24 protein-coding genes are annotated in these 25,748 nt (G+C 71.4%); 5 read left to right on the top strand and 19 right to left on the bottom strand.

Annotated features, from left to right (window positions below; all coding sequences use genetic code 11):
• Window positions 1–2: 2 nt before the first annotated feature.
• The gene (locus tag WMF46_RS46180; protein WP_437983070.1) at window positions 3–281 is read left to right on the top strand and encodes a (2Fe-2S)-binding protein; all 279 of its coding nucleotides are present in this window, start codon (window positions 3–5) and stop codon (window positions 279–281) included.
• A gap of 51 nt (window positions 282–332) precedes the next feature.
• Here the strand turns inward: WMF46_RS46180 and WMF46_RS46175 are convergent, their stop codons facing one another.
• Both WMF46_RS46175 and WMF46_RS46170 read right to left on the bottom strand, forming a co-directional pair.
• Complete coding sequence (locus WMF46_RS46175) at window positions 333–1,160, bottom strand: class I SAM-dependent methyltransferase (protein ID WP_012241227.1); 828 nt, start codon at window positions 1,158–1,160, stop codon at window positions 333–335.
• Window positions 1,160–1,837, bottom strand: coding sequence for a HEAT repeat domain-containing protein (locus WMF46_RS46170; protein WP_437296418.1), 678 nt, complete (start codon window positions 1,835–1,837; stop codon window positions 1,160–1,162). Before WMF46_RS46170 ends, WMF46_RS46175 begins: the two co-directional genes overlap by 1 nt.
• A gap of 213 nt (window positions 1,838–2,050) precedes the next feature.
• On the opposite strand from WMF46_RS46170, the gene WMF46_RS46165 reads away from it, so the two are divergent.
• The gene (locus tag WMF46_RS46165) at window positions 2,051–2,986 is read left to right on the top strand and encodes a M23 family metallopeptidase (RefSeq protein WP_437983069.1); all 936 of its coding nucleotides are present in this window, start codon (window positions 2,051–2,053) and stop codon (window positions 2,984–2,986) included.
• Here WMF46_RS46165 and WMF46_RS46160 read toward each other — a convergent pair.
• On the bottom strand, window positions 2,968–3,657 hold the full coding sequence (locus tag WMF46_RS46160; protein ID WP_437713728.1) for a response regulator transcription factor: 690 nt from the start codon (window positions 3,655–3,657) through the stop codon (window positions 2,968–2,970). The two genes, WMF46_RS46165 and WMF46_RS46160, sit on opposite strands and share 19 nt — an antisense overlap.
• Before the next feature lie 171 nt (window positions 3,658–3,828).
• A complete protein-coding gene (locus WMF46_RS46155; RefSeq protein ID WP_437983068.1) occupies window positions 3,829–6,183 on the bottom strand; it encodes a hypothetical protein in 2,355 nt (784 codons plus the stop codon).
• A 647-nt stretch (window positions 6,184–6,830) separates the two neighbouring features.
• Here WMF46_RS46155 and mgtE point away from each other — a divergent pair.
• Window positions 6,831–8,216 carry a magnesium transporter gene (gene mgtE / locus WMF46_RS46150; protein WP_437983067.1) on the top strand — a complete coding sequence of 462 codons (1,386 nt, stop codon included), beginning with the start codon at window positions 6,831–6,833 and terminating at the stop codon, window positions 8,214–8,216.
• 198 nt (window positions 8,217–8,414) lie between these two features.
• Window positions 8,415–9,008, top strand: a complete 594-nt coding sequence (locus WMF46_RS46145) for a single-stranded DNA-binding protein (protein ID WP_437983066.1) — start codon at window positions 8,415–8,417, stop codon at window positions 9,006–9,008.
• 841 nt (window positions 9,009–9,849) lie between these two features.
• On the opposite strand, the gene WMF46_RS46140 is transcribed toward WMF46_RS46145, so the two are convergent.
• From WMF46_RS46140 to WMF46_RS46100, 9 genes are all read right to left on the bottom strand, one after another.
• Window positions 9,850–10,662 carry a hypothetical protein gene (locus WMF46_RS46140; protein ID WP_437983065.1) on the bottom strand — a complete coding sequence of 271 codons (813 nt, stop codon included), beginning with the start codon at window positions 10,660–10,662 and terminating at the stop codon, window positions 9,850–9,852.
• A 333-nt stretch (window positions 10,663–10,995) separates the two neighbouring features.
• The gene (locus WMF46_RS46135; protein ID WP_437983064.1) at window positions 10,996–11,565 is read right to left on the bottom strand and encodes a hypothetical protein; all 570 of its coding nucleotides are present in this window, start codon (window positions 11,563–11,565) and stop codon (window positions 10,996–10,998) included.
• Entirely contained in the window at window positions 11,562–11,936 is a 375-nt protein-coding gene (locus WMF46_RS46130) for a hypothetical protein (protein WP_437983063.1), read from the bottom strand. The genes WMF46_RS46135 and WMF46_RS46130 overlap by 4 nt, the downstream gene beginning before the upstream one ends.
• Window positions 11,937–11,961: 25 nt before the next feature.
• Window positions 11,962–13,254, bottom strand: a complete 1,293-nt coding sequence (locus tag WMF46_RS46125; RefSeq protein ID WP_437983062.1) for a hypothetical protein — start codon at window positions 13,252–13,254, stop codon at window positions 11,962–11,964.
• On the bottom strand, window positions 13,251–14,927 hold the full coding sequence (locus WMF46_RS46120; protein ID WP_437983061.1) for an OmpA family protein: 1,677 nt from the start codon (window positions 14,925–14,927) through the stop codon (window positions 13,251–13,253). Before WMF46_RS46120 ends, WMF46_RS46125 begins: the two co-directional genes overlap by 4 nt.
• A 108-nt stretch (window positions 14,928–15,035) precedes the next feature.
• On the bottom strand, window positions 15,036–15,698 hold the full coding sequence (locus WMF46_RS46115; protein WP_437983060.1) for a hypothetical protein: 663 nt from the start codon (window positions 15,696–15,698) through the stop codon (window positions 15,036–15,038).
• Window positions 15,679–16,044: a MerR family transcriptional regulator gene (locus tag WMF46_RS46110; RefSeq protein ID WP_437983059.1), complete on the bottom strand. Its 366-nt coding sequence runs from the start codon at window positions 16,042–16,044 to the stop codon at window positions 15,679–15,681. The genes WMF46_RS46115 and WMF46_RS46110 overlap by 20 nt, the downstream gene beginning before the upstream one ends.
• Before the next feature lie 11 nt (window positions 16,045–16,055).
• Window positions 16,056–16,361, bottom strand: a complete 306-nt coding sequence (locus WMF46_RS46105; protein ID WP_272096313.1) for an integration host factor subunit alpha — start codon at window positions 16,359–16,361, stop codon at window positions 16,056–16,058.
• Between the two features lie 319 nt (window positions 16,362–16,680).
• Window positions 16,681–18,246 (bottom strand): glycosyltransferase family 2 protein, encoded by a 1,566-nt coding sequence (locus WMF46_RS46100; RefSeq protein ID WP_437983058.1) that lies wholly within the window; start codon window positions 18,244–18,246, stop codon window positions 16,681–16,683.
• Between the two features lie 532 nt (window positions 18,247–18,778).
• Here WMF46_RS46100 and WMF46_RS46095 point away from each other — a divergent pair.
• Window positions 18,779–19,819 (top strand): hypothetical protein, encoded by a 1,041-nt coding sequence (locus tag WMF46_RS46095; protein ID WP_437983057.1) that lies wholly within the window; start codon window positions 18,779–18,781, stop codon window positions 19,817–19,819.
• Window positions 19,820–19,901: 82 nt separating this feature from the next.
• On the opposite strand, the gene WMF46_RS46090 is transcribed toward WMF46_RS46095, so the two are convergent.
• From WMF46_RS46090 to WMF46_RS46065, 6 genes are all read right to left on the bottom strand, one after another.
• Window positions 19,902–20,276: a response regulator gene (locus tag WMF46_RS46090; protein ID WP_437742888.1), complete on the bottom strand. Its 375-nt coding sequence runs from the start codon at window positions 20,274–20,276 to the stop codon at window positions 19,902–19,904.
• A gap of 282 nt (window positions 20,277–20,558) precedes the next feature.
• A complete protein-coding gene (locus WMF46_RS46085) occupies window positions 20,559–21,317 on the bottom strand; it encodes an ABC transporter ATP-binding protein (RefSeq protein WP_437547483.1) in 759 nt (252 codons plus the stop codon).
• Entirely contained in the window at window positions 21,314–22,114 is an 801-nt protein-coding gene (locus WMF46_RS46080) for an ABC transporter ATP-binding protein (protein ID WP_437983056.1), read from the bottom strand. Before WMF46_RS46080 ends, WMF46_RS46085 begins: the two co-directional genes overlap by 4 nt.
• The gene (locus WMF46_RS46075) at window positions 22,111–23,361 is read right to left on the bottom strand and encodes a branched-chain amino acid ABC transporter permease (protein ID WP_437983055.1); all 1,251 of its coding nucleotides are present in this window, start codon (window positions 23,359–23,361) and stop codon (window positions 22,111–22,113) included. The genes WMF46_RS46080 and WMF46_RS46075 overlap by 4 nt, the downstream gene beginning before the upstream one ends.
• Window positions 23,362–23,417: 56 nt before the next feature.
• Window positions 23,418–24,146 carry a ClpXP protease specificity-enhancing factor SspB gene (locus WMF46_RS46070; RefSeq protein WP_437983054.1) on the bottom strand — a complete coding sequence of 243 codons (729 nt, stop codon included), beginning with the start codon at window positions 24,144–24,146 and terminating at the stop codon, window positions 23,418–23,420.
• A gap of 211 nt (window positions 24,147–24,357) precedes the next feature.
• On the bottom strand, window positions 24,358–25,731 hold the full coding sequence (locus WMF46_RS46065) for a phenylacetate--CoA ligase family protein (RefSeq protein WP_437983053.1): 1,374 nt from the start codon (window positions 25,729–25,731) through the stop codon (window positions 24,358–24,360).
• Window positions 25,732–25,748 lie beyond the last annotated feature (17 nt).

Raw genomic sequence — 25,748 nt, 5'->3', positions numbered from 1 at the left:
CGATGAAGACGCTCGTCTGCCGCTGCGAGGACGTCACGCTGCACGAGCTCGAGGCCGCGATGGATCGCGGCTACAAGGACATCGAGTCCGTCAAGCGCTACACGGGCTTCGGCACCGGCTGGTGCCAGGGCAAGTGGTGCCTCGCGCTCTGCGCGCGGCTCATCGAGGAGCGCGGGGGCGACGCCCGGAAGCCGATCACCCCGCGGCCGCCGTACCACCCGGTCTCGCTCGCGGCGCTCGCCGGGCTCGACGAGCTCGGCCTCCGCGGCGGCGGGCGCTAGCGCTGGCCGCGCTCCGCGCGACCAGCGCCCTGGCCCGATCGTCGACCGTGATCAGACGAGGGGGCGCCGAGCGCTCGCGCACCCGACGTTCACGGTCAGCTCGAAGACCCCTTCGGACCAGTACTTCGAGACCGCGTGGTGCAGGTACTTGAGCATCGAGTCGATGATCTGCGGCTCGACGTCGAGCATCGCCGTCGACTCGGGGATCACCATCAACCTCGAGATGGGATCCTCGAGGAACTCACGCCCGCTCTCGAACGACACGGCGATGAGCTGGACGTCGACCTCGACCTCGTCGAGCCCCGCGCCCTCGATCTCCTCGGCGATGGTCTCGATCGTGGGGCGGCTGACGGCGGCGGCGTCCACCGCGGCGCCGAGCTCCGAGAGGTCTTGCTTGAGCGCGCACTCCCGCGCGATGTCCGCGATCTCCGGGAACGAACCGCGCAACGGCAGCGCGATGAGCGCCTGGCCGCCGGGGACCAGGACCCGGCGCAGCTCGGCGAGGAGCTGCGCCCGCTCGCTCGGACGGCAGACCGGGTGCAGCGTGAACGCGTGGGAGAAGCTCGCGTCCGGCAGCGGCGTCGGCAAGGCGTCGGCGAGCACGTAGCTCGCGTTCATCCCGGAGAACAGCGCGGCCTTGTCGCGCGCGAGCTCGAGCGCGGCGGCGGAGCCGTCCACGCCCACGAGGGTCGCGCCGGGCAGCTTGTCGGCCACGATCGCGTCGGGGAAGCCGCTCCTGCAGCCGAGGTGGACGATGCGCGCCGCCTCGGAGGGCAGCAGCATCTCGACCGCCAGCGAGGCGAAGAACGAGAGGTAGCGCGGGACGACCGCGTGCTCGAACAACACGGCGTCCGCCGCGCTCAGCGGCGGGCCGATCATCAGGCGACCCCGTCCTCCTCGTCGTCGTAGGGCGCGAGGAGGCTGAGCGCCTCTTCGGCGAGCTCGCCGATCGTGACCTCCGACGTCGCGTCGTCGCCGCCGTCGTCCGCGAGCTCGACCGTGCGCTTGTCGTCGAGCAGCGGCTGGATGAGCGGCGCATGCGCCGGGTCACCGATCTCGACAAGCGTCTCGATCGCCGCCGCGACCGCGTCCGGATCCTTGTGGCTCAGGAACTGGCTGAGCAGCTTCGGCACGCCCGGCTCCGGCACCTCGGCGATGAGGTACGGCAGCTCCGGGAGCGCCGACGAGCCCACCGGCAGCCGCTTCAGCGCGCGCTCGATCGCCTGCGCGACCTCCTTGAACCGATCGTAGGCCAGCGTTTCGATCTCCTCGCCCGCGGCCTGCCGCGCCTCGGGGTGCTCCGACGCGAGCACATCGATGAGCGCGTCGAGCGCGCGCGGCCCCTCGTGCTCGCCGAGCAGCGACGCGATACGCACCAGCCGGAGCGCCGCCTCGTCCTCGTCGTTCTCGCGCGTCGCGGCCGCGATCGCGTCCGTGAGGACATCCAGCAGCCCGTCGCCGGGCATGGCCGTCAGGTCGTCGTGGAGCCGGCGAGCCGTGCGCTCCGCGTCGAACAGCTTGTTCAGGGTCGTCTCGATCGCTTGACGATTTTGCACGAAGAGGAGCTATCAACAGCGCGTCGCCTCCGCAAGCCGGCAGGCAACAAGGGCCTGTTCCTCGCGAATTCCCGTCCACGGCGGGCGCGGCCGCGCGTGCCCGGCGCCGCCCACGCCGGGGCCGCGGCGCGCAAGCCGGGCGGGACGAGCGCGCCGCCGCTGCATCGAGCTCGCCCGCCGCGCGCGATGCGGTAGACCGTTCGTGGCATGCGTGTGTCCGGCTCATTGCAAGCCCGCCCGGCGAGGGCGGCGGTCTCCCCTTCCCCGCTGGTGCGCGGCGCCGCGGCGTCGGCGCTGGTCCTCGCGCTGGGCGGCATCGACGATCCCGAGCCGCCCCCGCCCGCGGTCGTCCCTCCGGCGGCCGCGGCGCGCGGCGCCGCGGGCGCGGCGGCGCTCTGCGGCCCGCGCACCGTGCCGGAGGGCGCCGCCTGCGTCCCGCTGCCTGCTCCGGGCGCGCCGCTCCCCGAAGGCGGCGCTGCGGCGCTCTCTGATCCTGCCGGCGCGCGTCCCGCCGGAGCGGGCACGCGCAGCCAGGCCCAGGAGCACATCCCCCGCCGCCCGGAACGTCCGGCGAGCGCCGCCGCGTACACGTTCCCGCTCGGCGCGCCGGACGCGCCGCCGGGGTTCCTCCTTGTCGAGGACGCTCCAGCCGGGGCGGGCGCGCTGCCTGCAGCGGGCTCCGTCGCCGCGATCGGCGCCGCGCGGCCCGAGCCGCCGTCGTGGATCGGCGGGATCGACATCGCCGCGGCGCGCGGCGAGCGGGTGGCGGCGCTCAGGCTCGAGGGCCAGGAGGGGAAGGCCGAGGTCGTCTTCGTCGGCGCGCTGTCCGGGATCACGGTGGCCACGGCGCACGACGTGCGCGAGGCGCGCGACGTGGATCGCGTGCGCAGGTACCTCCTGCTCCATGGCCACCTCGATCGCCCTGGCCCCGGCGTCGTGGCGGGCGCGCGCCTCGACGCGGGTGACGTGGTCGGGTACGCCGGCGAGACGGGCAGCCCGGGCCTCGTCCGGCTGCGCCTCGAGGCGCGGCAGATCCGCGAGGGCGCGCGCCTCCCCGAGCTCGATGCGAAGCGCATCACCGACGCCGCGGTGACGGTGCCTTGCGACCTCCGCAACGTCCTGCCGCTCCGTCAGGGAGCGAGCTTGTAACCGAAGCCGTAGACCGTGAGGATGTGCTCCGGCTTGTCGGGCGAGCGCTCGATCTTCTTGCGCAGCTTGACGATGAAGTTGTCGACCGTGCGGTTCGACGGCCCGGCCTCGATCCCCCAGATCTTCTGGAGGATCTCCTCGCGCGAGACCGGCTGGCCCACGCGCTCGTGCAGCAGGCGAAGGAGCTCGACCTCGTAGAACGACAGCTGATCCGAGCGCGAGCCCCGCGAGACCGTGTGCGCGGTCATGTTGATCTGCACGTTGCCGATGGAGAACACCTCGACGGGCGCCTCGGCCGGCCGGGCGGCGCGGCGGAAGAGGGCGCGCAGGCGGGCGATGAGCTCGCCCACGCTGAACGGCTTGGTCACGTAGTCGTCGGCGCCCGCGTCGAGGCCGCGGATCTTGTCGATCTCCTGGCCGCGGGCCGTCAGCATGATGATCGGCACGAACGCGTCCCAGCGCCGCAGGTCCTCGCAGACCTTGAAGCCGTTGGTGTCGGGGAGCATCAGGTCGAGCAGGATGGCGTCCGGCTTCTCCTGCCGCGCGAGCAGCACGCCGTCCTTCCCCTTCGAGGCCGACGCCACCGAGAAGCCCTCGAACTCGAGGGCGTCCGTCAGCCCCAGCACGATGTGGGGCTCGTCCTCGATGATGAGAATCTTCTTGCGTGCCACCACGACGGAGTCCGGTCTTAGCACAAAACCGGGCAGGTCCCCCCGAGCGCTCCGTCGGCCCGGCTCGCCGGCGCCGCTCCGGGGCCACAAAAGCGCCGCGGGGCGCGACCTCACGATCGCACCCCGCGCGCCGGGCTCAATCAGACGCTAGCTGACGCTAGCTGACGTCGCCTACTCGCCGGAGCAGGTGATGAACAGCGTGGCCCCTTGCTGGGCTTCGCCCTTGCCCGTGAAACGGATCTTGCGCTGCTCGGTCGACGGGCAGTCGGCCACGATAGCGGCATCGCCGAGCCGGATCGACGGGTCGACGTAGCACCACCCGTGCACGTCTTCGATGTCGCCGACGTTGGTCCTGCACGCGTTGGCCCCGTCGGCCTCGAGCTGCTGGATCTCGCACACGCAGTCCCAGCCGGACGCCTTCGCGATGTCGAGCGAGAGCACCTCGTCCTTCGCCGCCGTATGAGGGCCCGTCACCTCGAGGCGCCCCGGCGTCCTCTCATCCAGGCAGTTGCACTGGCCCTGCGAGTTGCGCGCCTCGAGGATCAGACAGGAGACCTGCTGGTCCGCGTCCGGCGTCAAGGTGCGCGGCAGGCACTGGCCGCCGAGCACCGTCTTCAGGCGGTCGATGATGGCGCCGATCGCCGGCCGGTAGCCGTAGTCGGCCGCGCCGTCGTTGTCGAGCTGGCGCGGGCACACCGAGCCGACGATGCCCTGGGGGCCGAGCTCCCGGATGAGCTGCAGCTCGCGGAGGCCCGGGTAGGCCTTCGCCTTGATCTGCGTCGTCGACCTGGGCGCCGGATCCTCCTGGTTGTTCCCCGCGTCCGGCTCGCACAGCGGGTTGTCGTTCGGCTGACCCCCCACCGCTCTGCAGTCGCAGCTCTGAGCCATCCCGTCGCAGGTCTTCACCGCGTCCACGGGGAGATCGAAGATGCAAGCGTACTGGAGGTCCCCCACGCTCGTCGTCGGGATCGTGTACTCGCGGCCGTTGATGGCGTTCCAGCCCGTCTCCTGCGGCCCGACGATCGTGTCGCCCGTGATCGGGTTCGAGCCCGAGCGCGGCACCAGCGACTCGATCATGAAGGGATCCTTCGGCGGCTGGTACGTCGCGGGATCGCCGAGGATGAGCTCCCAGGTGCTGGCGGCGCCGGCCACCGGAGCGCTGAGCTCGTCGGAGTTCTTGAACCCACCGACCGGCTCGCCGTCCTGGTTGAGGCCGTTCAGCAGGTCGGGCTGGCCTTGCGCGTCCTGACGCGCGATGTCCTGCCACGGCACGCCGACGATACCGGCGAAGAAGACGAGCCCGGGATCGCGGACGTTGGAGTCGAGGTCGTCCGGGTTCGGATCGCTGAAGATCGGGTTCGGGACCAGCTCGCCCCTGCGGTTCGGGATCTGCGCCTCGGTGAAGGCGCGCCGGTAGCGGTCGATCGGATAGAGGAAGTCGAAGCCGAACCGGCGCTTCTGCTCCCAGCAGCGAGAGTTGACCGGGTCCTCCGCGGGGGTCAGCCTGGCGGCGTTGCCGTCCGGGCCCTTGCACGCCGGGTCCTCGGGGCAGCCGTCCTGTTTCTGGCTGCACGACCTGCAGCACTTGTCGCCCGGATCGGTGGCGCACTCGACGCGCGGCCGCCACAGGCGGAAGCCTGGCCCGGCCTCTGCCACGAGGTAGTTCTTGCCCTCCTCGCGGATCGAGCAGTCGTTCTCGTCGGTGAGCATGATGATCGCGAGGAGCGAGCTCGGCCGCATGAAGTCGGCGCGCTGCTTCTTGACGACGGCATCCTCGCCGGTGACGACGACGTTCTGTTCCGCGTCAATGCCGATCGTCTCGTAGGGCTCCGGGTCGACGAGGAAGCGGTACACGCTCTCGAGCTGCGCCTCGAAGCCGCAGCCGGTCTGCCCCGTGCCTTCGACCATCGCGGTGAGCTGCCCGACCAGCGACGTGTTGTTGAGGTCGGCGTTCGAATCGGCGGTGATGTCCGCCTCGCCGTCGTTCGGATCCGGCCTCTCCGCCTCGCCGTCGAGCTTCTGATCCGGATCCCAGGCCAGGAAGCCGCTGTTGAGGTAGGTCGGGATGTCGTTGACGTTGGAGTTTTCATCGGTGCGCGCGAGGAGGTGCCCCATGTCCTCGTTCGAGGCGCTCGTCGCCGCCTTACAGGAGCCCGACCCATGGCCGCCGAGGCTCGAGCTGATGATGCCGATGTGGATGTCCTTGACCGGCTCGAACTCACGCTTGTAGTCCTGCGGACAGGGCGTGTTGGGCGAGGCGACCGTGGTCGCCATCGTGCCGTCCTTGTGGATGCAGCGCGGGTTGACGAGTCCCTGGACGAGGTCGGGGATCGCGGCGGCGAGGACGTCCTGCTTGTCGGCCATCGAGCCCGAGTTGTCGATCGCCAGGAGGAGATCGATCTTGTCGACCGAGCTCTGCGTCAGCCGCTCGACGATCGTCGACGTCGAGCGGGGCTTGTTCTCGGCGATGGGGCGGCTCAGACATCCGAAGGCGCTGCCTGTGCCCGCGATCAGCAGGCCCGCCATGGCGAGCCTCACCGCGCCCCTCCACGGGCGCCTGCTCTCACGCTCTATCCGCGTCATATTCGACTTTCCTTTCGACCACCGATCCAGTTGCGCGGCGGTCAAGCCACCAAAAAGGCCCGCCGTCCACGGGCCCATGACCGACTTCCGCAGGCGATCCACGGCTCGACGGGAGCCCGATGCTAGGGACCCGACCGGAAGGCTGTCAATTCGACCCGGCCGGCCCCGCTCGACCCCGCGAAGGGGTGCCGTAGCAAACGAGATGCCGCCGCCGCGGACCCGTGCCCTCCATGCCCCGCGCGCCGCCGCGACGTCAACCTGATTGCGCGATAGCCAACGCAGTAGGCGACCCGCCCCTCAACCTGGGTCGACCTGGCTCCTCCGACCTGGTCCTCAACCTGGGTCGGCCAATCGAGAAAGTTCACTTATCACTGTATTGCAAACCACCTCTTCACGGGTCGCGGGAGCCCAGCCTCCATCGCGCGCGACCGGCGCTCGTGGGAGGCCCAACCTTGGTCGGCCGCGGCGGCGGTCGGCCGCGGCGCCGCAACCCAACCTCGGTCGATGCAGGGAGCTGGGTGGGTCGCGGGCCCGGCGCCGGTGGGGTTTGCCGCTTCCCAGCAGGGCCGAGTTGTGGTCAGTGCCCGGGCATGTTGCGCGTCGCCCTCGCCATGGTCCCGGAGGTACGGCAGCTGCTCACCGAGGATCCGGCGCAGCTCTCCGACCTGCTGGACGAGATCCACGACGAGGACCTCGCCGACCTCATCGGCCTGCTGGACGACGCCGAAGCGGCGAAGGTCCTGATGGCGCTCAGGGCCGAGGAGGCCGCGCCCATCTTCGAGCGCCTCGACGGCGAGACCCAAGAGGCGCTCGTCGAGCAGATGGGCGTCGAGAGCATCGCGCCGATCGTCTCCGAGATGGCGGCCGACGACCGCACGGACCTCATCGAGGCCCTCCCGGACCAGGTCAGCGGCACGCTGCTCTCCACGCTGGAGAAGGTCGACCCCGAGGCGGCGGCCGAGGTCGAGGAGCTCGCCAAGTGGCCCGAGGACAGCGCCGGCGGCCTCATGACCACCGACTACGTGTCGGTGGGCATCCACCTCACGGTCGCCGACGTGATCGAGCGCATCCGCGCCGTCGGCGAGGACGCCGAGACCATCTACTACGTGTACATCGTCTCCGATCGCGGGCACCTCATCGGCGTCGTGTCGCTGCGCGATCTGCTGCTCGCCTCGCCGTCCGAGAAGCTCGCGGACGTGATGACCGAGAACGTCTTCGCCGTCAGCCCCGAGACCGACCAGGAAGAGGTCGCGCGGACCATGGCCAAGTACGATTTCAACGCGCTGCCCGTGCTCTCCGCGGACCGCAAGCTGCTCGGCGTCATCACCGTCGACGACGTGATGGACGTCCTCACGGAGGAGCAGTCCGAGGACATGCAGCGGCTCGGCGCGGTCGGCCCCATGGAGGACAGCTACTTCAAGACGAGCTTCTGGACGTTCATCCAGAAGCGAGCCCCGTGGCTCGCCGTGCTGTTCGTCGGCGAGTTCATGACCGGCGAGGTGCTCCGGCGTTTCGAGCACGAGCTCGAGGCCGTCGCGACGCTCGCCTACTACGTGCCCCTGCTCATCTCGACGGGCGGCAACTCCGGCTCGCAGTCGTCGTCGCTCATCATCCGCGGCCTCGCCGTCGGCGATGTGCGCGTCGGCGACTGGGCGAGCGTCCTCGTCCGCGAGCTCGGGCAGGCGGTCGTGCTCGGCCTTATCCTCTCCGCCATCGGCATGCTCCGCGTCTGGCTCTGGGGCGACGGCACCGGCTTCGTCCTGACGATCGGCGCGACGCTGATGGCGATCGTCCTCATGGGCTGCACCGTCGGTGCCATGCTCCCGCTCCTGCTCCGGCGCCTCGGCCTCGATCCGGCGACCAGCTCCACGCCGTTCATCGCGAGCCTCGTGGACGTCCTCGGGATCCTCCTCTACTTCACGATCGCCCGGTTCTTCCTGTCCGACCTCCTCGCGCAAGCCGGAGCGGGCGGGTGAGCGGAATCGGGCGGGATCGGGCGGGATCGAGCGACGCCGCGCCGCCCGGACCGAGGCCCACGCCCGTCCCGCCGCGGGCGCGCCGCGTGCTTTTCAGCGCGCCGCGACCCTTGACGCGTCAGCGTCCATGGGGGAGTGAAGCAGGCGACGTTCGTTCAGCGCAACGTGCGCTGAGCCCCTCCTAGGGAAGGAGTCACGATGGCCGAAGGCTTGAATCGCGTGATGCTGCTCGGCAACCTGGGCGCCGACCCCGAGCTCCGGTTCACCCAGGGAGGTCAGGCGGTCTTGAACCTGCGGCTCGCGACGACCGAATCGTACCTGGACCGCGACAAGGTCCGGAAAGAACGGACGGACTGGCACAATGTCGTGATCTGGGGCAAGCGCGCCGAGGCCTTGGGCAAGATCCTCAGCAAGGGCTCCTCGATCTTCGTCGAGGGCTCGCTCCGCACGTCGAGCTACGACGACCGGGATGGCAACAAGCGCTACAAGACCGAGGTGATCGCGAACAACGTCCTGCTGACGGGCGGAGGCCGCGGTCGCGGCGCCGTCGGCGATGACGCAGGCGCGTTCGGCGCGGATCCCGGTGGTGGCGGCGGTGGCTACGGTGGCGGCGGGGGCGGCGGGGGCGGCGGCGGAGGTTACAGCGGCGGCGGCGGTCGCCCGGCGGGTGGCGGCTACAACCGCGGCGGCGGTGGTCGCCCCGCGCCGGCTGCGCAGGATCCCGGTCCTCCGCCGGACGATTTCGGCGGCGGCGGTTACGGCGGCGGCAACGACGACGACATCCCGTTCTGATCGCTCCAGCTGCCAGCTCGAGCCATCGGCTCAGAGGGCGACTCTTCCGCCTCCTGTCGCGGATTTCCCCCCTCTCGCCGGGGCGGTAGGCCCGAGGAGCTCCTGTTCGATGGTGCGGTAGATACCGCAGATAGCGCTGCGGAAGAGCTACCCGCCAAGCCGCCGAGTGCGCCCAAATATTAGGATTTCTTGGCGGCTTGGCGGTTCACAAAGCGGCGCATTCGAAGCATGCAGTAGGGCAACTGTAGCACCGGGAATCAGCCTCCGATTCTGCCGGATCTCTTGCGTGCTTGTCATGCTTCGCGGGCCGGAATCGGCCGGAGGATCGGGCTCAGATCGCTCGGGAGCGCTGGACGGTTCGGCGTCGGGGGCCCGCGTGCCGAGAGCCATGCACATCGCCAGACTGCCTTGGCGGAGGCGAGCTCGGCGCTGTCGCCGTCCATCTGGTCGAGCGCCGAGCGCAGCGCGAGGACGAGGACGATTCGCCTCCGCCGGCCGACGCATCCTGGTCGACCGCAGCCCGGCTTGCCCGCGACCACGACGCGACCTGGTCCCCTCGCGAGCGCGCTCGCCCGCGACCACGACGCGACCTGGTCCCCTCGCGAGCGCGCTCGCCCGCGACCACGACGCGACCTGGTCCCCTCGCGAGCGCGCTCGCCCGCGACCACGACGCGACCTGGTCCCCTCGCGAGCGCGCTCGCCCGCGACCACGACGCGACCTGGTCCGTCGCGAGCGTGCTCACCCGCGACCACAACGCGTTCTGGTCCGCCGAGATGTATCTTGGGAAGAATACTCGTCTTTTGACGGCAACGTGAGCCTTATTACACACTTAGACTCGGCTCACGCCGGATCGGCCAGGGGCTCCTCTTCCGCTTCCGGTGGCGCGGCGGGCGCCTCGGGGACGTCGGCGGCACCGCCGTTCGCGCCGGAGGGCCGCGACTGCCACGCCGCGAGCGGCTCGAGCAGCGCCGCGCTGACCTCCTCGCTGCCGGGCACGTCCGGATCCGCATGCGCGGCGACGCGGGTCGCGTAGTCGCGGAGGGCGGCGAGCGTCGCCAGGAACGCGGCGCGCACGTCGCCCGTCGGGGCGCTCTCGGGCTTCGGCGCCGTGATGTGCAAGGCCCGGCCGTACGCCTCGTGCGCCTCCTCCAGGTGAGAGAGGAAGCCCTCGCCGCCGAGCCTCTTGAACGTCCTGTCGTGCCGCGCGCCGCGGATCGCGTCGAGGCGCGCCTTCGACTCCTTCCATTCGAGCTTGTACGGCAGCCGGGTGAAGGAGAGGCCGTCCGGGTAAAGGAGCTTGAAGAGCTCCTTCGCCTCATCGAGGCTCGGGTTCCGCTCCGCCGAGAGCTTGCACCAGCCTCCGAGCCAGTCGAACGTCGCGCTCCACGCGTTGTCGAGGATCCGATCGGCCTTCGGCTTGGTCTTCGTCTCCGCCGGATCGCCCCCGTGCGGCCGGGTGAGCGCCTCGAGCGTGGCGACCGCGGCGGCGAGGCGGCCTTTGGACCGCCCGATCGCGTCCGGGAGCTTCTTCGGCTTGAGCTGCTGCTCCCTGGCGTCAGCCACCGTGATGAGCTCCGTGGCGAGCACGACCGACTCGGCAGCGTTGAGGCGCGGGAGAGCGACGAGATCCTGGGAGGTGAATGAACGGGCCATGGTGAACTCCTTCCCTGAAACGGCGCAGTCGACTGCGCCGGGAAGGAACGTCCCGGCAAGAACGGAGCCGCGCAGGGCACCTCGGAATTTCGCGCTGTCCAACGCCCTGCGCACGCTCCTGGCCTGGTTTGGCCGGCCTGGCCAGGCCGGCCTGGCCGCGCGCCGGCCAGCGTGCGTGTCGGCATCAGCGCGCCGCACCGAGCTCCCCGGCCCCGGAAAGAGCGCTCTCCGGGAAGATGGGCCGCAAGTGCGGCGGTATTATTAGGGACAGGACCTGGTTCTTCCCGGAGGCGCTCTGGCTCACGGCGTCGCTGAGGTGCCTCGATCGCGCGCTCAGCCGGGCGGCGGTTTGTCGTCCGTGCAGACTCCCGTGTTGCCCAGGCCGAAGAAGTAGGTGATCCGGCTGCTGGTGCAGGGACAGCGCACCGCGCCGAACTCTTCGACCAGACAAGCGACGATGTCGTCGTTCGGCTCATCCATGCCGATCTCCGCGACGCAGCCGTCCTCGCCCATCGTCACCTCGAGCCAGCCGTTCGTCTTGCAGCCTGTCTCCAGCTGGCAGCGCTCCGCGGTGCGGTTCACCCAGTCGTCGGACTGACACGGGAAGTCGACATCTCCACGGCACTCGCCCTCGGGGCGCTCTCCGCAAGTCGGATGGGCATCGGTGCCGAGGCCGCTGTCGAGCGCAGGGATGTCTCCCGCGTCGAGCTGCGGATCCCGGTCCAGGACCGACGCGTCAGGCTCGTCGCGGACGTCGGCGTGCCGCTCGCACGCGCCGAGGAACTGGGCGCACAGGCCGAGCGCGACCGCCACGATCGCGGCCGGGGTGCTGCCCGCCTGCCGCGCACGCCGGTGCGGGCTCGAGATCGGACTGGACACACGGCTGCGGCCAGGTGCTGTCACGGGACACGCTCCTCCTCCTCTTCGGTCAAGCTGCGGAACCACACCACGCGATGGGGGCGCGCGGTGAGATCGCTGCTGAGCAGCATCTCCAGCTCGATCTGGACCGGGAGGTCATGATCCTTCGCGGCCTCGCGGGCCTCTTCCCAGCTGCGCGGCGCGACGTCGTAGGAGCTCATGAACAGCAGCATTTCGCCGTTATCGAGGAGGAGCCGGTCGAGCATGCGGCGCAGCGTCAGGGGCCCCTCCTGCTCCGCCACAGCCACGAACGATCCCGGAAACTCGAGCTCCGGCTCCGGCTCCGGCGCATCGTCAGTAGCGCACGCGGCCATCGTCGCGGCGAGGACCACGAGCAGGCAAGCAGCGCGCACCATGCAGGCGAGCCTAGATCGGTCTCTCTCAGAAACCAAGCGCGACACCGGCGCTCGGCGCGATCAGGAGCGCGCTGATCGGGAAGGCGTCGAGCACCATCAGCTCCAGGACGGCGGCGCTGCCGGCGCTGAGCGCGAGCTCAAGACCGCCACCGACGCCGACGAACCCATCGCCCGCGCGCTTCCAGAGATCGACCGTCTGCTCGAGATCGTTGCCGCCCTGAGAAAACGCCTGCGTGGGATCCTCGCGGAGTTGGGTCGTCGCCTTCACGTCGAACATCGAGACGCCCGCCGTGATGAAGGCGAACGGGCGTAACCCCGAGCGCGCGAACGGATCCTCGCCGAACCAGTGCGTGGCGCGCGCCGCGATCGACAGCGGCATGAACGGGGTGCCGCCGCGCGGCGTCGGCCCCTCTCCCGCCACGGCCCACCCGACGCGCACGCCGACGCTCGTGTCGAAGTAGAGGAGCCGGTCGAACCCGAGCACCACGCGCGTCGGCCCGCGCCCGAGGCCGGGCGGCTCGTTCGTGAGCACCGGGCTGCCTGCGTACTGCACGCCGTCGTCGCGGTAACACGCGGTCCCTTCGGTCTCCTGCGCCGGAACGCTGCACGCGCCGGTCGCTGGCAAGACCCCGAAGTCCTGCTCCGCCGCGAGCGTGAACCAGCTCAGCCGGCGGTCCTTGCGCTCGCAGTACCCGCGCCAGCTGCACGTCATGCCCCCCGCGCAGTCGCGGTCCGTCCCGCACGGGGTCTCGACGAGCGGCTCGCTCGGGCACCCCGGGAGCCCGCGCGGACAGTCCGCGGGATCGGAGCACTTGCCCACGCGCCGCGCGCCGGCCGAGAGCGTCGTGTCGTGCTTGATCGCGACGCGGTACGGGTTGGCCTGCGACGCCCCCGAGGCGATCACGCGGCCGCCCCCGTCGAGGACGCGGATGTGGTAGCGGAGATCGCCGGTGACGGTGCTGATCTCGCGGCAGGGGATCACCCCCTCGTAGCGCGGGCCCTTGCGCCGGAGCTCGATCGTCATCCAGTCCGGATCACCCCACAGACGGTAATGTGCCAGCACGCGACGCGCCTTCAGCGCGACGTCACGGGGCAGCTCCACCGAGAGCGGCACCGGGCGCAGGATGCCGCGCTCGGAGCGGCGTTCGAGGAGCGGGATGTGCAGGACCTCGGGGCCGATCGACCCGGGCGCATCGGCCTCGGAGGCGGGGGGGCCGGAATCGCGGCGCCCTCCGGGGGGCTCGGCCCCGCCGGACGATCCGCAGAGCAGGATCGCCGCGGCGATCGCGAACCCGAAGCTGCGCAGCAGCGGCCTCACCTCGGACCTCCTTGCGCCGGCTCCGCCGGCGGCGCGCTCGGCTTCGTGCGGATGACGCGGAACTCGACCCGCCGGTTCTTCGCGCGCCCTTCTTCGGTGGCGTTGTCTGCGATCGCCCGATCCGAGCCGTAGCCCTTCGCCGCCAGGCGCTCGCGCGCGACGCCGCGGGCGGCGAGCCACGCGACGACGCTGTCGGCGCGCGCCTGGCCGAGCCGGCGGTTGTGCTCCGCGGTCCCGGTCTGATCCGTGTGACCCTGGACCTCGACGAGCTCGACCTCCGGGTGCTCGGCGAGCACGCGCGCCACGTCGCCGAGCACCGCGTCGCTCTCGGGGCGGAGCACCGCGGTCCCCGTCTCGAACTGCACCTGCTGGGAGATCGCGATCTCCTGCGCCTCGAGGCGCGCGCGCGGCGGCTCCACGGGCTTCGGGCACCCGTCGCCCGCGGGCGGGGGGATCCCGCGCTCGCGCGGGCAGGCGTCCGCGGGATCGGGCACGCCGTCGCCGTCCGTGTCGGCCGGCGTCGGGCAGCCGTGCGTCCGCCGCGAGCCCGTGGCCTCGCCTGGGACCGAGGGGCACGCGTCGTTCTCGTCGGGGATCGCGTCCCCGTCGCGGTCGGGCGGCGGCGGCGGGCACCCATTGAGCAGCCGGTCGCGCGAGGGGAACCCCGGCAGGTCGATGCACGCGTCGCTCCTGTCCGGCACGCGATCCTCGTCGCGATCGGGGAGCGGTTCGGGGCGCTCGGGCGCGAACCCCACGAGGGCGAGCGCGCGCCAGGCGGCGGCGCCCGCGCCTTGCCCGAGCCCTGGTCCGAACGCGCCGCCCACCTCGAAGGGGCCTCCGGCGATGCGGTAGTGCCCCGTCAGCAGGAAGTGCGCGATCGTCGCCCGCGGGTCGAACAGGCGCGCTCCGCCGCCCATCGTGAGATCGCCGGCGAGCTCGGCGCCGAGCGCGAGGTCGCGCCGGGCGTCCGCGAAGAAGCCTCCGGCGAGGCCCACGTCGAGCGCGGTGCCGACGCGGGTCGGGAGGGCGCCGGGCAGCTTCTCGGACGGGCGCGTCCGGACGCCGCCATGGACAGCCCAGTAGAGCCGCTGGCCTGCACCCTCCGCGGTGAGCGCTGCGCGCACGCGCACCGCGCCGTCGCCCGCGTACCCGTCCGACGCAGTGGGCAGCCAGACCGACGACGCGAGGGCGAGCGCTGCTCCCCGGCCCGCGTCGTCCTCCGTTCCGAGCAGCTTCACGCGCGCGCCGAGCCGCACGTCGCCGAGATCGACGCCCGAGCCCGCGCGCGGCGCGGTCGCGCCGGAGGAGAGCTCGCCGCCGCCGGACTGGAGGGGCACGAAGGGCACGTCGACGTTGAGCGCGAAGCGATGCGCGAGCGAAAAGGACGCCAGCGCGTGGAGCCAGACCTGGTCCGAGACGACCGGATCGAGCTCCTGCGCGCCGTTCCTGAGCACGAGCGGCTCGCGCGCGACCTCGGCGACGAGCCGCGCCGAGAGCAGCTTGTTGCCACGGATGCCGGCGCGCTCCACCGTGAAGGAGCGATCCCCCGCCGGCGCGGGCTCCAGGGCCAGGGACGGCGTCGCGTCCGCGGAGCTCCTGCGCGTCGCGGTGAGACCGCAGGCGAGGCCCGCACCGACGAGAGCGATGAGCCCGAGGCGCGGCGCCGGAACCATGTGGCCCGAGCACGCTACCGACGGCGCGCGCTCCGAGTCAAGGCGCTCACCGGCCGGCGATCTGCGCGACGCCACGGCCGCCGGCGCAGCGCCCGCCGCCACGCGGTCCTAGGGCCGCGGCCGCGGCCGCCGCGCCAGCAGGACGGTCACCCCCACCGCCGCGAGCACTCCGAACGCCGCGGTGGTGGCGAGGGGCTGCTCCGCGGCGAGGAAGATCGTCCGCACGAGCAGCCCCGGCTCAGGTGGCGCCACGAACACGCCCTCGAACGCGGTCGCGCCGAGCAGCGCGCCGCACCGGGCGCCCGTCCCCTGCGCAGGCTCCAGGCAGGCCAGGCTGCAGAGCGCCGCGTCGTGCTCGCTCCCGGCGAAGCCGAGCACGTGCTGCCCGCGGATCACCACCGCGCGCGCGCCTGCCCTCCCGGCTCCCTCGAACGCCTGCTCGAACCGCTGCGACTGCGCGTGGATCGGCCCTGCTTCCCACCGCTCGATCGCCACCCCGAGGCCCCCCCGCACGAGCCCCGACGCCCGATCGAGCACGAGCTCCTCCAGGCCGGTCACCCATTGCCGCGACGGGGCCGTCACGCACACCGCGCGCAGCGAGAGCCCGTCCGCCTCGACGCCCCGCAGGAGCGTCACCTTCGCGCCCGCGATCGCGGAGACGTCGATCGCGGGAAGCGCCTCCTCCGGCGCGCCGCTCGCCCCGTCCGGCAACGCAAGGCGCAACCCGAGGCCCGGCGCCACGCCGTGGAGCTCAGACGCGCTCGAGCTCATCCATCAGCGCGATCACCTCGGTCCGGATCTCGACGAGGGCCGTGCGCATCCGCTGCACCTCCTCGTGGCTCGCGCCCGCGTCCGGCGCCGGCGGCTCGATGCCGCCCTCGCGCAGCTTGCGCCGCGCGCCCGCGATCGTGAAGCGGTGCGAGTAGAGCAGCTCCTTGACCTTGAGGAGCGTCTCGACGTCGCGCCGGCTGTAGACCCGCTGCCCCTTCGCCGACTTCTGCGGGCGGATGGAGCGGAACTCGGTCTCCCAGTACCGGAGCACGTGCGGCTCGACCCCCACGATGCCGGCCACCTCGCCGATCCGGTAGTACAGCTTCGCCGGAAGCTGCGCGCGCACCGCCAAGCGGTCTACTCCTCGGCCGCCGAGGCCGTCTCACGCGGGTTGAGGACCTGCTTCAAGATCTGGCTCGCCTTGAAGTTCAGGACCCGGCGCTCCGTGATCAGGATGGGGTCGCCGGTCTGGGGGTTGCGGCCCTGCCGCTGGCGCTTGTCGCGCAGCACGAAGTTGCCGAATCCAGAGATCTTGATCTTCTCCCCGCGACCCAGGGTTTCCTTCATGGTTTCGAACACGAGGTCCACCAGATCGGCAGATTCCTTCTTCGAGAACCCCCCAAGGCGGGAGTAGACCGCCTGAACGATTTCGGCTTTCGTCATGACACCCCCATCGCCCTTGCAGAAGGGGGGACGCGCCGCAACCCCTGAAGACCGTTCAGGAAGCCGCGTGCGGTCCCCCGACCGGCCTGGAGGGCAGAATGCCAGCGTGCGTCGGTAAGGTCTAGGGGGTTACGCAGGCTTCGCCCGATGTGGACCAGGCACGCTTCGTGGAGCCCCCCGAGCAACGCATCGCTCGGAGCGAACCTGCGACCCCACGAGCAGCGCCCCACACCTCGCACCCTCGAGCCGGCGGCCAGGAATCCGACAGGCTCACCGGCGCGACCACGGGCGCAGGATGGGCCCGGCGGCGACGATCCGCTCAGACGGCAAGATCGCCGAGGTGGCGTTCCTTCGTCGACTGCCGGGACCAGGCGCCGACGACGGCCGCCTCGCTCGGCCGCGCGTCGCTCCAGCCGACGACCGGCGCGCTCGAGGTCACATCGCGGCGGCGCACGATCTGCTCCTGGACGACCAGGAACGCCACGTAGAGGTAGCCGACGGCGAAGAGCACCGCGAACGGCGTGGCGAAGTAGTGCCCCGTCTCCACGGACGCGACCACCGCGCCGCACGACAGCACCGCGAGCATCGCCTCGGTGATCGGCAGGTCCGTGCGGACCTTGTACCGGCCCTTGTTGTCGCCCTGCTTCGGCGTCCGGACGAACTCGCCGGACATGCTGCGGAGCCCCTCGATCACGGCCTTCGACAGGTACGGCGCGAGCCCCGTCCCGAGCGCGATCAGCATCGGCAGGCGCCTGACAGCGCCCCAGCGCGAGCGGCCCTGCGCCGTCTCGGCCAGCATGTAGAACGCCGCGAGCGACCCCGTCGTCGCCGTGCAGAGCGGCAGATCGATCGCGATCATCGTCAGCGTGTCGGCCGCGGGGAACAGGACGAGCGCCGGCAGCAGGAGGACGCTCAGCAGCACAAGCAGCGGGTAGGCGAAGTGCGGCGTGAGGTGGAAGAACGCCTCGATCCGCTGCCCGAGCGAGAGCTTGGCGCTCAGCACGGTCGCCATCAGCTTGCGCGCCGTCTGCACCGTGCCCTTGGCCCAGCGGTACTGCTGCGCGCGCAGCGCCGAGATGTCCTCGGGGAGCTCCGCCGGCGAGACGACATCCTCGCGGTAGATGAAGCGGTAGCCCGCGAGCTGCGCCCTGTACGACAGGTCGAGGTCCTCGGTCAGCGTGTCGTGCTGCCAGCCGCCCGCCTCGCGGATGGCGTCCTTGCGCCACATCCCCCCGGTGCCGGAGAAGTTGAACAGGAGGCCCGCGCCGAAGCGCGCGCGGTTCTCGACGAGGTGGTGGCCGTCGAGCATGAGCGCCTGCACCTGCGTGAGGATCGAGACGTCGCGGTTCAGGTGGCCCCACCGCGTCTGCACCATGCCGACCGTCGGGTCCTCGAAGTGGCCGACGATGGACCGCACGAAGTCCGGCTGCGGGATGAAATCGGCGTCGAAGATCGCGACCAGCTCGCCCTTCGCGATCTTGAGCCCCGCGTCGAGCGCCCCCGCCTTGTAGCCGACGCGGTCCACGCGGTGCAGGTACACCGCGTCGAGGCCCAGCGCGCGCAGCCGCTCGACGTGCGCGCGGACGAGGCCCTGCGTCTCGTCCGTCGAGTCGTCGAGCACCTGGATCTCCAGCTTGTCGCGCGGGTAGTCCATCTTCGCGACGGCATCGAGCAGCCGCGCCGCGACCGTCGACTCGTTGAAGAGCGGGAGCTGGATCGTCACCGGCGGGAGGTCGCGATCGGTCAGGGCGGCGACCTCCTGCGCGCGGGTGATCTTCGCGCGGTTCATGCGACAGAGGACCACGAGGTGCAGCCGGTGCAGGCCGTAGCCGCTGAGGCCGAGCAGCACGCCGAAGTAGAGGACACAGAGCAGCAGGGAGAGCATCGGGAACACCTACCGCCGGCGGGTTGCCATGCAGGCCGTGGGAACGGGCGAGAGCGCCGTTCTCCACTCCTGCAAGGCGCCGGCAGACAACGAACGCGTACCATCCGCCGGATCCGAAGTTGTCAGGCACTTGTAATTCGTTGCAACTCTCTGTCGCGAGGTCCGCAAAGTTGACTTCGGCCCCAGTCGCCGCCGTCGAAAAATGACAATCACCGACAATCCCGCTTCGCCCGGGCGCGCGACGCTGCCCGCAGGTCCGCCGCACGAACGCACGTGCGCGAGCGGCGCGCCGACTCAGGGAGTCCCCGGATACTGGAGCTCCAAGTAAGGTGTTTTTGGTAAGGCTCCTCCGAAACCACGTTCAATGAGTAGGGAGCTCACCCGCTGGGCAGATTCACAGTACTGCGCGATTTCGGGGGCCGAGCGGAGGCCAGGAGCCGCGCGCCGGGCGCCGCGTGCCGCGTGCCGCGTCGGCAAAGGCCCGGGGTCATCTGCCTGGCACCCGCGGGGGCTCGGGGCTATCGGTTCCCCGATGGATCGCGCGCTACTTAATGAACTGAAGGCTCGTCAGATCGCGTTCCTCGAGGCGCGGCTCGTCTCGGAGGCGGCGGCGCGCGACTTCCGGGAGCGGCTGCCTGCCGGCTTCGCGGCGCTGCTCGCGACGCCGCTCGGCGAGCTCGTGGACGCGGGGGCGGTCGGGCGCGCGCTCGAGGCGCTGGCGGCCGAAGAGCCGCTCCGGCGGGCGGTCCGGCCCGCGGCCGCCGCGGCGCTCGCGGCGCTCGTCGAGGCGGCGCGCGCCGAGCGGCGGAGCGCGAAGGAGCTCCTGCCGGAGGGCGCCCGCGACAAGCTCGACCGCATCCTCGAGCAGCCGAAGATCGTGCCGGAGCGGCTCGTGCGCGAGGTGCTGGAGAGCGCGGCGCTCGACGCGGTGATGCGCGACGTCCTCTACGACACGCTGATGGAGTTCACCGAGAAGGTGAACCCGTTCTTCGCCGAGTGGGGCCTGCCCGCGCTCCTCAAGCGGGTCGCCCCCTTCGGCCTCGGCGGGGTCGGCAAGACGATGGGCGCGATGCGGGGCGAGTTCGAGCGGCGGCTCGAGCCGGAGATCCGCCGGTTCTTGCAGGGCTTCTCGCGCACGGCGATGCGCCAGGTGCACGACATCCTCGTCGCCAAGGGCGACACGCCCGAGTTCGTCGGCCTGCGCAAGCAGGTCGCCACGTGGGTGCTGGAGCAGGAGATCTGCGCGCTCATCGGTCAGCTCGACGCGAAGAGCTCGGCGATCGCCGAGGAGCTCGGCGCCGACATCGCCGCGCAGCTGCTCCGGGATCGGCCCGTCCGGGCGCGGACCAGCGAGGCGATCGCGGCGTTCGTCGCGGCGCACGCGCGGGAGCCGCTCGGCGAGGCGCTGGGGCGGCTCGGGATCGCGCCCGAGCTCGACGTCGGCGCGCTCGCGGACGCGCTCTGGCCCGTCGTGAGGAGCATGTGCGCGACCGGACCGGTGCGCGCCTGGCTCGCGTCCGTGGTGGAGGAGTTCTTCGACGGGTTGCCGGACGGGCTCGAGCCGTCCGCCTGAGGCGAGCCGATGCGGTAGGCGCCTGCCCCGGGTGAGACCCGGCCCGCGGTGAGCGCGGGCCCCGATCCGAGGCCGGCCGCGGTCAGCCCATGGCCGAGGCGTCGGCCACCGCAGACTCGATGTACGCGAGGCCGCGCGACGGGCACGCGGGCACCGTGGGCGCAAACGCCTCCATGTCCAGGATGAGCTCGGGGCCAACCGCGGGCGTGAGCACCACGACGGGCACGCGCGGCGACATGCGGCGGAGCTCCTCCATCTCGCTGTGGAGCTCCGCCTCCTCCCGGGGCACGAGCACCATCACATGAGGACGCCAGCGTGCAAGCACGTCACGCGCATGGCCGAGCCCGCAGCACGTCTCCACCGTGTAGTCCCGGGATGAGAGGAAGTGGACGAGCGGCTGGGAGTTGCTGGCGTCGTCGTCGATCACCAGAACGCGGGTCGTGCGCTCAATCTCCATGGGTATCCCCCGTCAGCAGCCGGCTCTGGCCGCCGCTGTGAAAACCAGGTCTTCATGGCCTGGCTCACAGTGACCATACTCCATATTCGGCAAAGAGCGATATCAATCGCACCTCAGCGCATCACGCGATGCGTTGATACGCGCTTGAAACACCAGCGCTCTCTGCCTGTTTCTTTTCTGATCCGCTGTGTTCCGCCGTGTTCCGCCGTGTTCCGCGATGGCCCGTCTGCGACCCGCTCGGGGAATCGCGACGCGCCGACGCGCGTCGGCGCGGGAGCGGGATCAGCCGCCGAGGTAGGCCGCGCGGATCTCTTCGTTCGCGGCGAGGTCCTTCGACTCACCGCTCATGGCGATCTGCCCAGTACGGAGCACGTAGGCGCGCGTCGAGTACTTGAGCGCCAGTCGGGTATTCTGCTCGACGAGGAGTACGGTTGTTCCCGACGCCGCGATCTTGGCGATCGACTCGAAGATGTCCGCGACGAGCCGCGGCGCGATGCCGAGCGAGGGCTCGTCGAGGAGGAGCATGGCGGGGCGCGCCATCATGGCGCGGCCGATCGCGAGCATCTGCTGCTCGCCGCCGGAGAGCGTGCCGCCGTGCTGGTGCATGCGCTCGCCCAGCCGGGGGAAGAGCTTCACCACGTCGTCGACGGTCTCCGCCATGGTGGGGCCGTGCTTGTGGCACCACGCGCCGAGCTCGAGGTTCTCGCGGACGCTGAGGTTCGAGAAGATCGCGCGCCCCTCCGGGACGAGCGAGATGCCGGCCGCGACGAGCTCCTCCGTCGAGACGGACGCGAGGTCCTTGCCGTCGTAGCGGATGCGGCCGGAGGCGATCGGGAGGAGGCGGACGATCGTCTTCAGCGTGGTCGTCTTGCCGGCGCCGTTCGCGCCGATCATCGCCACGATCTCGCCGCGCCGCACCTCGAGGCTGACGCCCTTGAGCGCCTTGATGCCGCCGTAGCTGACCGCGAGATCGTCGACGACGAGCAGGGGGTCGCCGGGGGCCACCGAGGGGGGCTGCCGCGTCGGATGCGATGTCTTCATGCGGGCTCCTCCGCCGCCGCGCCGGCCGCCTCGTCGTCGATCTCCTCGCCGAGGTACGCGGCGAGGACCTTCGGGTCCCTGCGCACGACCTCCGGGGTGCCGTGCGAGATGGTCTCGCCGTGATCGAGGACGTGGATCTCCTCGCACACCCCCATCACGACCTGCATGTTGTGCTCGACCAGCACGACCGTGATGTCGAAGGTGTCGCGCAGCCAGCGGATCTGCTGCTTGAGCCCCTCGGCCTCGCCGTAGTTCATGCCCGCCGCCGGCTCGTCGAGCAGGAGCAGCCTCGGCTTGAGCATCATCGCCCGGGCGATCTCGAGGCGGCGCTGGTTGCCGTACGAGAGCGACGTCGAGATCTCGTCGGCCATGTCCTCCAGCTTGAACACCGAGAGCAGCGAGAGGGCGCGCTCGGTCATCTCCTGCTCGTCCTTGTAGAAGAACGGCGAGCGCAGCAGGGCGGCGGCGAGCGTGGATCTCCGCAGGTTCTCGCAGGCGACGAGCACGTTCTCGAGCACCGTGAGCTGGCCGAAGAGGCGGATGTTCTGGAACGTGCGGGCGATGCCGAGGCGCGCGATCTGGCTCGGCCGGAGCGGCGCGAGGTCGGTCCCGCCGAAGCGGATCGCGCCCTCGTCGTGCTTGTAGACGCCGGTGATCAGGTTGAACACCGTCGTCTTGCCCGCGCCGTTCGGGCCAATGAGCCCGAAGATCGAGCGCTCGGGCACGGTGAAGGAGACGCCGCCGACCGCCCGCAGGCCGCCGAACCGCTTGGTCACGTGCTTCAGATCGAGGTTCACTCGAGCTCCCTCCCGGCCGGCTTGCCCTCGCGGCCGACGGTGATGCCGGGCGGCGGCTCATCGGGCGGCGCGCCAGGGCTCGGCGGCGCGCCCTCGTGCCCGGCGCCCGCCTCCACGCCGGTCGTGGCGGGGACGGGCTCGGCCGGGCCCACCGGGAAGCGCTTCCTGCGCGACCAGCGCCGGCCGAAGAGCTCGCGCTCGCCGAACAGCCCCTCGGGGCGGAGGACCATCAGGCCGATGAGGATGGCCGCGTAGATCACCATCCTGAGGGCGTTCAGATCGAGCGCGGGGTAGGCCGCCTTCAGCGCGAGGACGCTGTCGAGGCCCTGCAGCTGCTCGATGAGCTTCACCGTGAAGGTCACGAACACGCCGCCGAGGATCGCCCCGGAGACGCTGCCCGAGCCGCCGAGGATCACCATCGTGATGGCGTCGAACGAGTAGTTGAACGTGAACTGGTCCGGCTGGACGGTGGGGTTGCCGTCGCGCATCGACGAGAGCAGGGCGCCGGCGATGCCGCCGCCGGCGGCGGAGATGACGAACGACGTGACCTTGTAGCGCGTCGGATCGACGCCCACCGCGGCGGAGGCGATCTCGTCCTCGCGCAGCGCGCGCAGCGCGCGGCCCCAGCCGGAGAACTTCAGCCGCCAGGCGAGGATCGTCGCGAGCACGACGGCGCCGAAGATCCAGAACGGGCCGGCGTACTGCGGCACGCCGGTGTCGTCGGGGCCGGCGTAGCCGATCGGGCCGCCGAGCGCCCCGAGGAGCTTGCCGATCGCCCCCTGGTCGGGGCCGCCGGTCGTCGCCGTCGCGATCGTCAGGCGGAAGATCTCGGCGAACCCGAGGGTCACGATGGCGAGGTAGTCGCCGCGCAGCCGGAGGCTCGGCAGGCCGACCACGAGGCCGAAGAGCGCCGCGACGAGCCCGGACGCGAGCAGCGCCGCGGGCATCACGACGAACGAGTTGCCGAAGAGCGGGTCACCGCCGCCGAGGTGCTGGTGCAGGTTGCCGGCCACGACCGCGCCGGTGTACGCGCCGATCCCGACGAAGCCGGCGTGGCCGATCGAGAACTGGCCGGCCATGCCGTTGATGACGTTGAGCGAGAGCGCCGCGATGACGTTGACCATCGCGAACAGGGCGAGCTGACGCCAGGCAGCGTCCGGCAAGAGGGTCTCGAAGCCGAACTCGAGGGCGACGACGACGCCGAGGAGCAGGAGCGCAGTGACGATGCGCTGCAACGGTCGAGGCATGGCCGGCCAGAGTTGGAATGGCCGAGCCGCACCGTCAAGCAGTAGCGTCAGTAGCGTTACTTGATGACCCGCAAATAGGGGGGCAGTTCCCGCTTCGGCTTGCCCGCCCCTTGGCGAGGCTTGGGCTCGGGCTCACCGGAGCCACCCGATTCGTCGTCTTCGCGCTCCTCGGTGGACGGCACCGACGCGAGGGCCGGCGCCGGCACCGGCGCGAGCGCCCTCACGGGCGCGCCGGCGTCCCGCGCCGGGGCCTCGCCCGCGCCGAGGCGCTCGCCGGCCTCCACGGGCTCGAGCTGCGGGCGCGCCCTGTCACGCGCCCGCGGCTCGTCCGCCGCCTCGTCGCTCCGCTCGTCGTCGCCGCTGGGGGGCGCGACGGCGGCGAGCCGGGGGCGCGGCCTCTTGGCGGGCTTCTGCGGCGGGGCGACGGCGGGGCGCTGCTGTTTCTGCGCGGCGAGATCGGCCGGGATGTCCTCGGGCCACACCATGCCGCGCTGGTCCTCGCTCACGAGCGCCCAGATCGCGTGCCACGGCAAGCGGCACCAGAACGGCGCGCGGTTGAACGACAGGGTGCAGCTGATCCCGTCGTCGTCCACCTTGAGGTCGGGGATGGAGATCGCCATGTTCATGCCGACCTGGAGGATCAGCTGCGGCTGCCCCGTGAACCACTTGGGGACGGAGACACCGGGCCGGCGCGGGTCGAGGTGGATGAACACGCTCGGCTCTCGCTCGAGGAGGGCCAGCGCGACGTCCTTTTTCGGCGGGAGCGGTCTCTGCACGTCGGACATCGTACTGCTCTGCCCAATACCCCGGACCGCGCGGCTCCGCCAGCGCTTCGGGGAGGCCACGCGCCGAGCAGCGTGCCGGGTGAGCAGGCCGCCGCGCGCCCGCCACCAGGCGCTCCAGCAGATCTGTAGAAAACGCGCTGTCAGCGCAGCGCGCGGCGCGGCCGGCGCCGGCGCCGGCGCAGCGCGAGCTTCCCGGCAGCCCCGGTGACGCTCACGCTGCGCGCCCCCGGCCCAGCTGGACGGGGACCTCGGAGAGGGTGACCCGGTGCTTGCCGCCGCTCGTGAGGGGGATCTCGTCGACGATCTGGACGCAGACCTCCGCGCGCTCGCCCAGGTGCTGCCGGACGAGGCGCTCGATGAGCCGCGCGGTCTCGGGCTGGAAGCCCTTGCCCGGCACGAGCTTGACCGTGAGCGCGCGCCGCCGGTCCTGGTGGACCTGGTAGCGGGCGATCGTCGGCTGGTCCTTGATGAGGTGCGGGAAGAACTCCCCGGCGAGCAGCTCGCCGTCGGGGCCGACGAGCAGGTCGAGGACGCGGCCCTCGACGGAGGCGAGCATCGGCAGCCCGCGGCCGCACGCGCACGGCGCGCCGGCGGCGATCGCGACGTCCTGGTTCTTGTAGCGGATGAGCGGCATCGAGCGACAGACGAGGTCGGTCACGACGACCTCGCCGGGCTCGCCGGGGAGGGCGTGGCGCCCGTCGTGGAGCAGCTCGACGAACACGTTCTCCATGTTGATGTGCTTGCCGGCGTGCCGCTCGCACTCGGCGGCGATCAGCATGAGCTCCCGGCAGCCGTACCGATCGAACACCGGCGCGCCGAACGCGCGCTCGATGGCCTCGCGCTGGTGCGCGAACAGCCGCTCGGCGCTGGTGACGATGCCGCGCGGCGCGGGGAGCGCGCGGCCGTCCGAGAGCGCGTAGCGCGCCGCGTGGTACAGGGCGCTCGCGTACCCGACGATGAGCTGCGGCCGGTACCGCGCGATCTCGTCGAGCAGCGCGGCGAGGCGCCGGTCGGACAGGTCGAAGGCGGAGATCATCTTCTTGCGGAGGATGGCCTCGTGAAGGGAGCGCTTGGCCTTCTTCGCGAGCGTCTCGCTGACCAGCACGGCGCTCCACAGGTGGAGCTCCCGGTCGCCGAGCCGAGCGCCCGCCCACCCGTCGGACCGCATGGCGGCCGCGATGCGGCGCTCGTAGGTGCGGTGATCGAAGCGGAACTGCACCGGCTCCCCCGTCGACCCGCCCGTGCCGCTCGCGTAGAGCCGGCCGACGAAGCCCTCGGCGAGGAGGTCCTGGCCGTGGGCGCGGAGGTCGGCCCTCGTGAGGACGGGGAACCGCAGGAGGTCCTCCGGCGCCTTCACCGAGGCGGCGCGCACGCCGTGCTCGGCGAAGCGCGCCCGGTAGAACGGGACGTGCTGCTCGGCGAACTGGAGCGCGGCGAGCATCCGCCGGAAGCTGAGATCGCGAATCTCATTCTCCGATCGCCACTGGGAGCGCTCTATCCGCTCCAGGTCTTTCAGGGTCTCCCTGCCCATCAAACGGGTCTCGTAGAGCGGGAACAGGATGTTTCGAAACAGCCCACCGTACATGGGCGAAGCGTTCTTTC

It is taken from the genome of Sorangium sp. So ce117 (assembly GCF_051524395.1).
In the GTDB taxonomy this organism is placed as follows: Bacteria; Myxococcota_A; Polyangia; order Polyangiales; family Polyangiaceae; genus Sorangium; species Sorangium cellulosum_B.
Note: the sequence above shows the minus strand (reverse complement) of the source record. Positions and strands in the feature narration are given on the sequence as shown.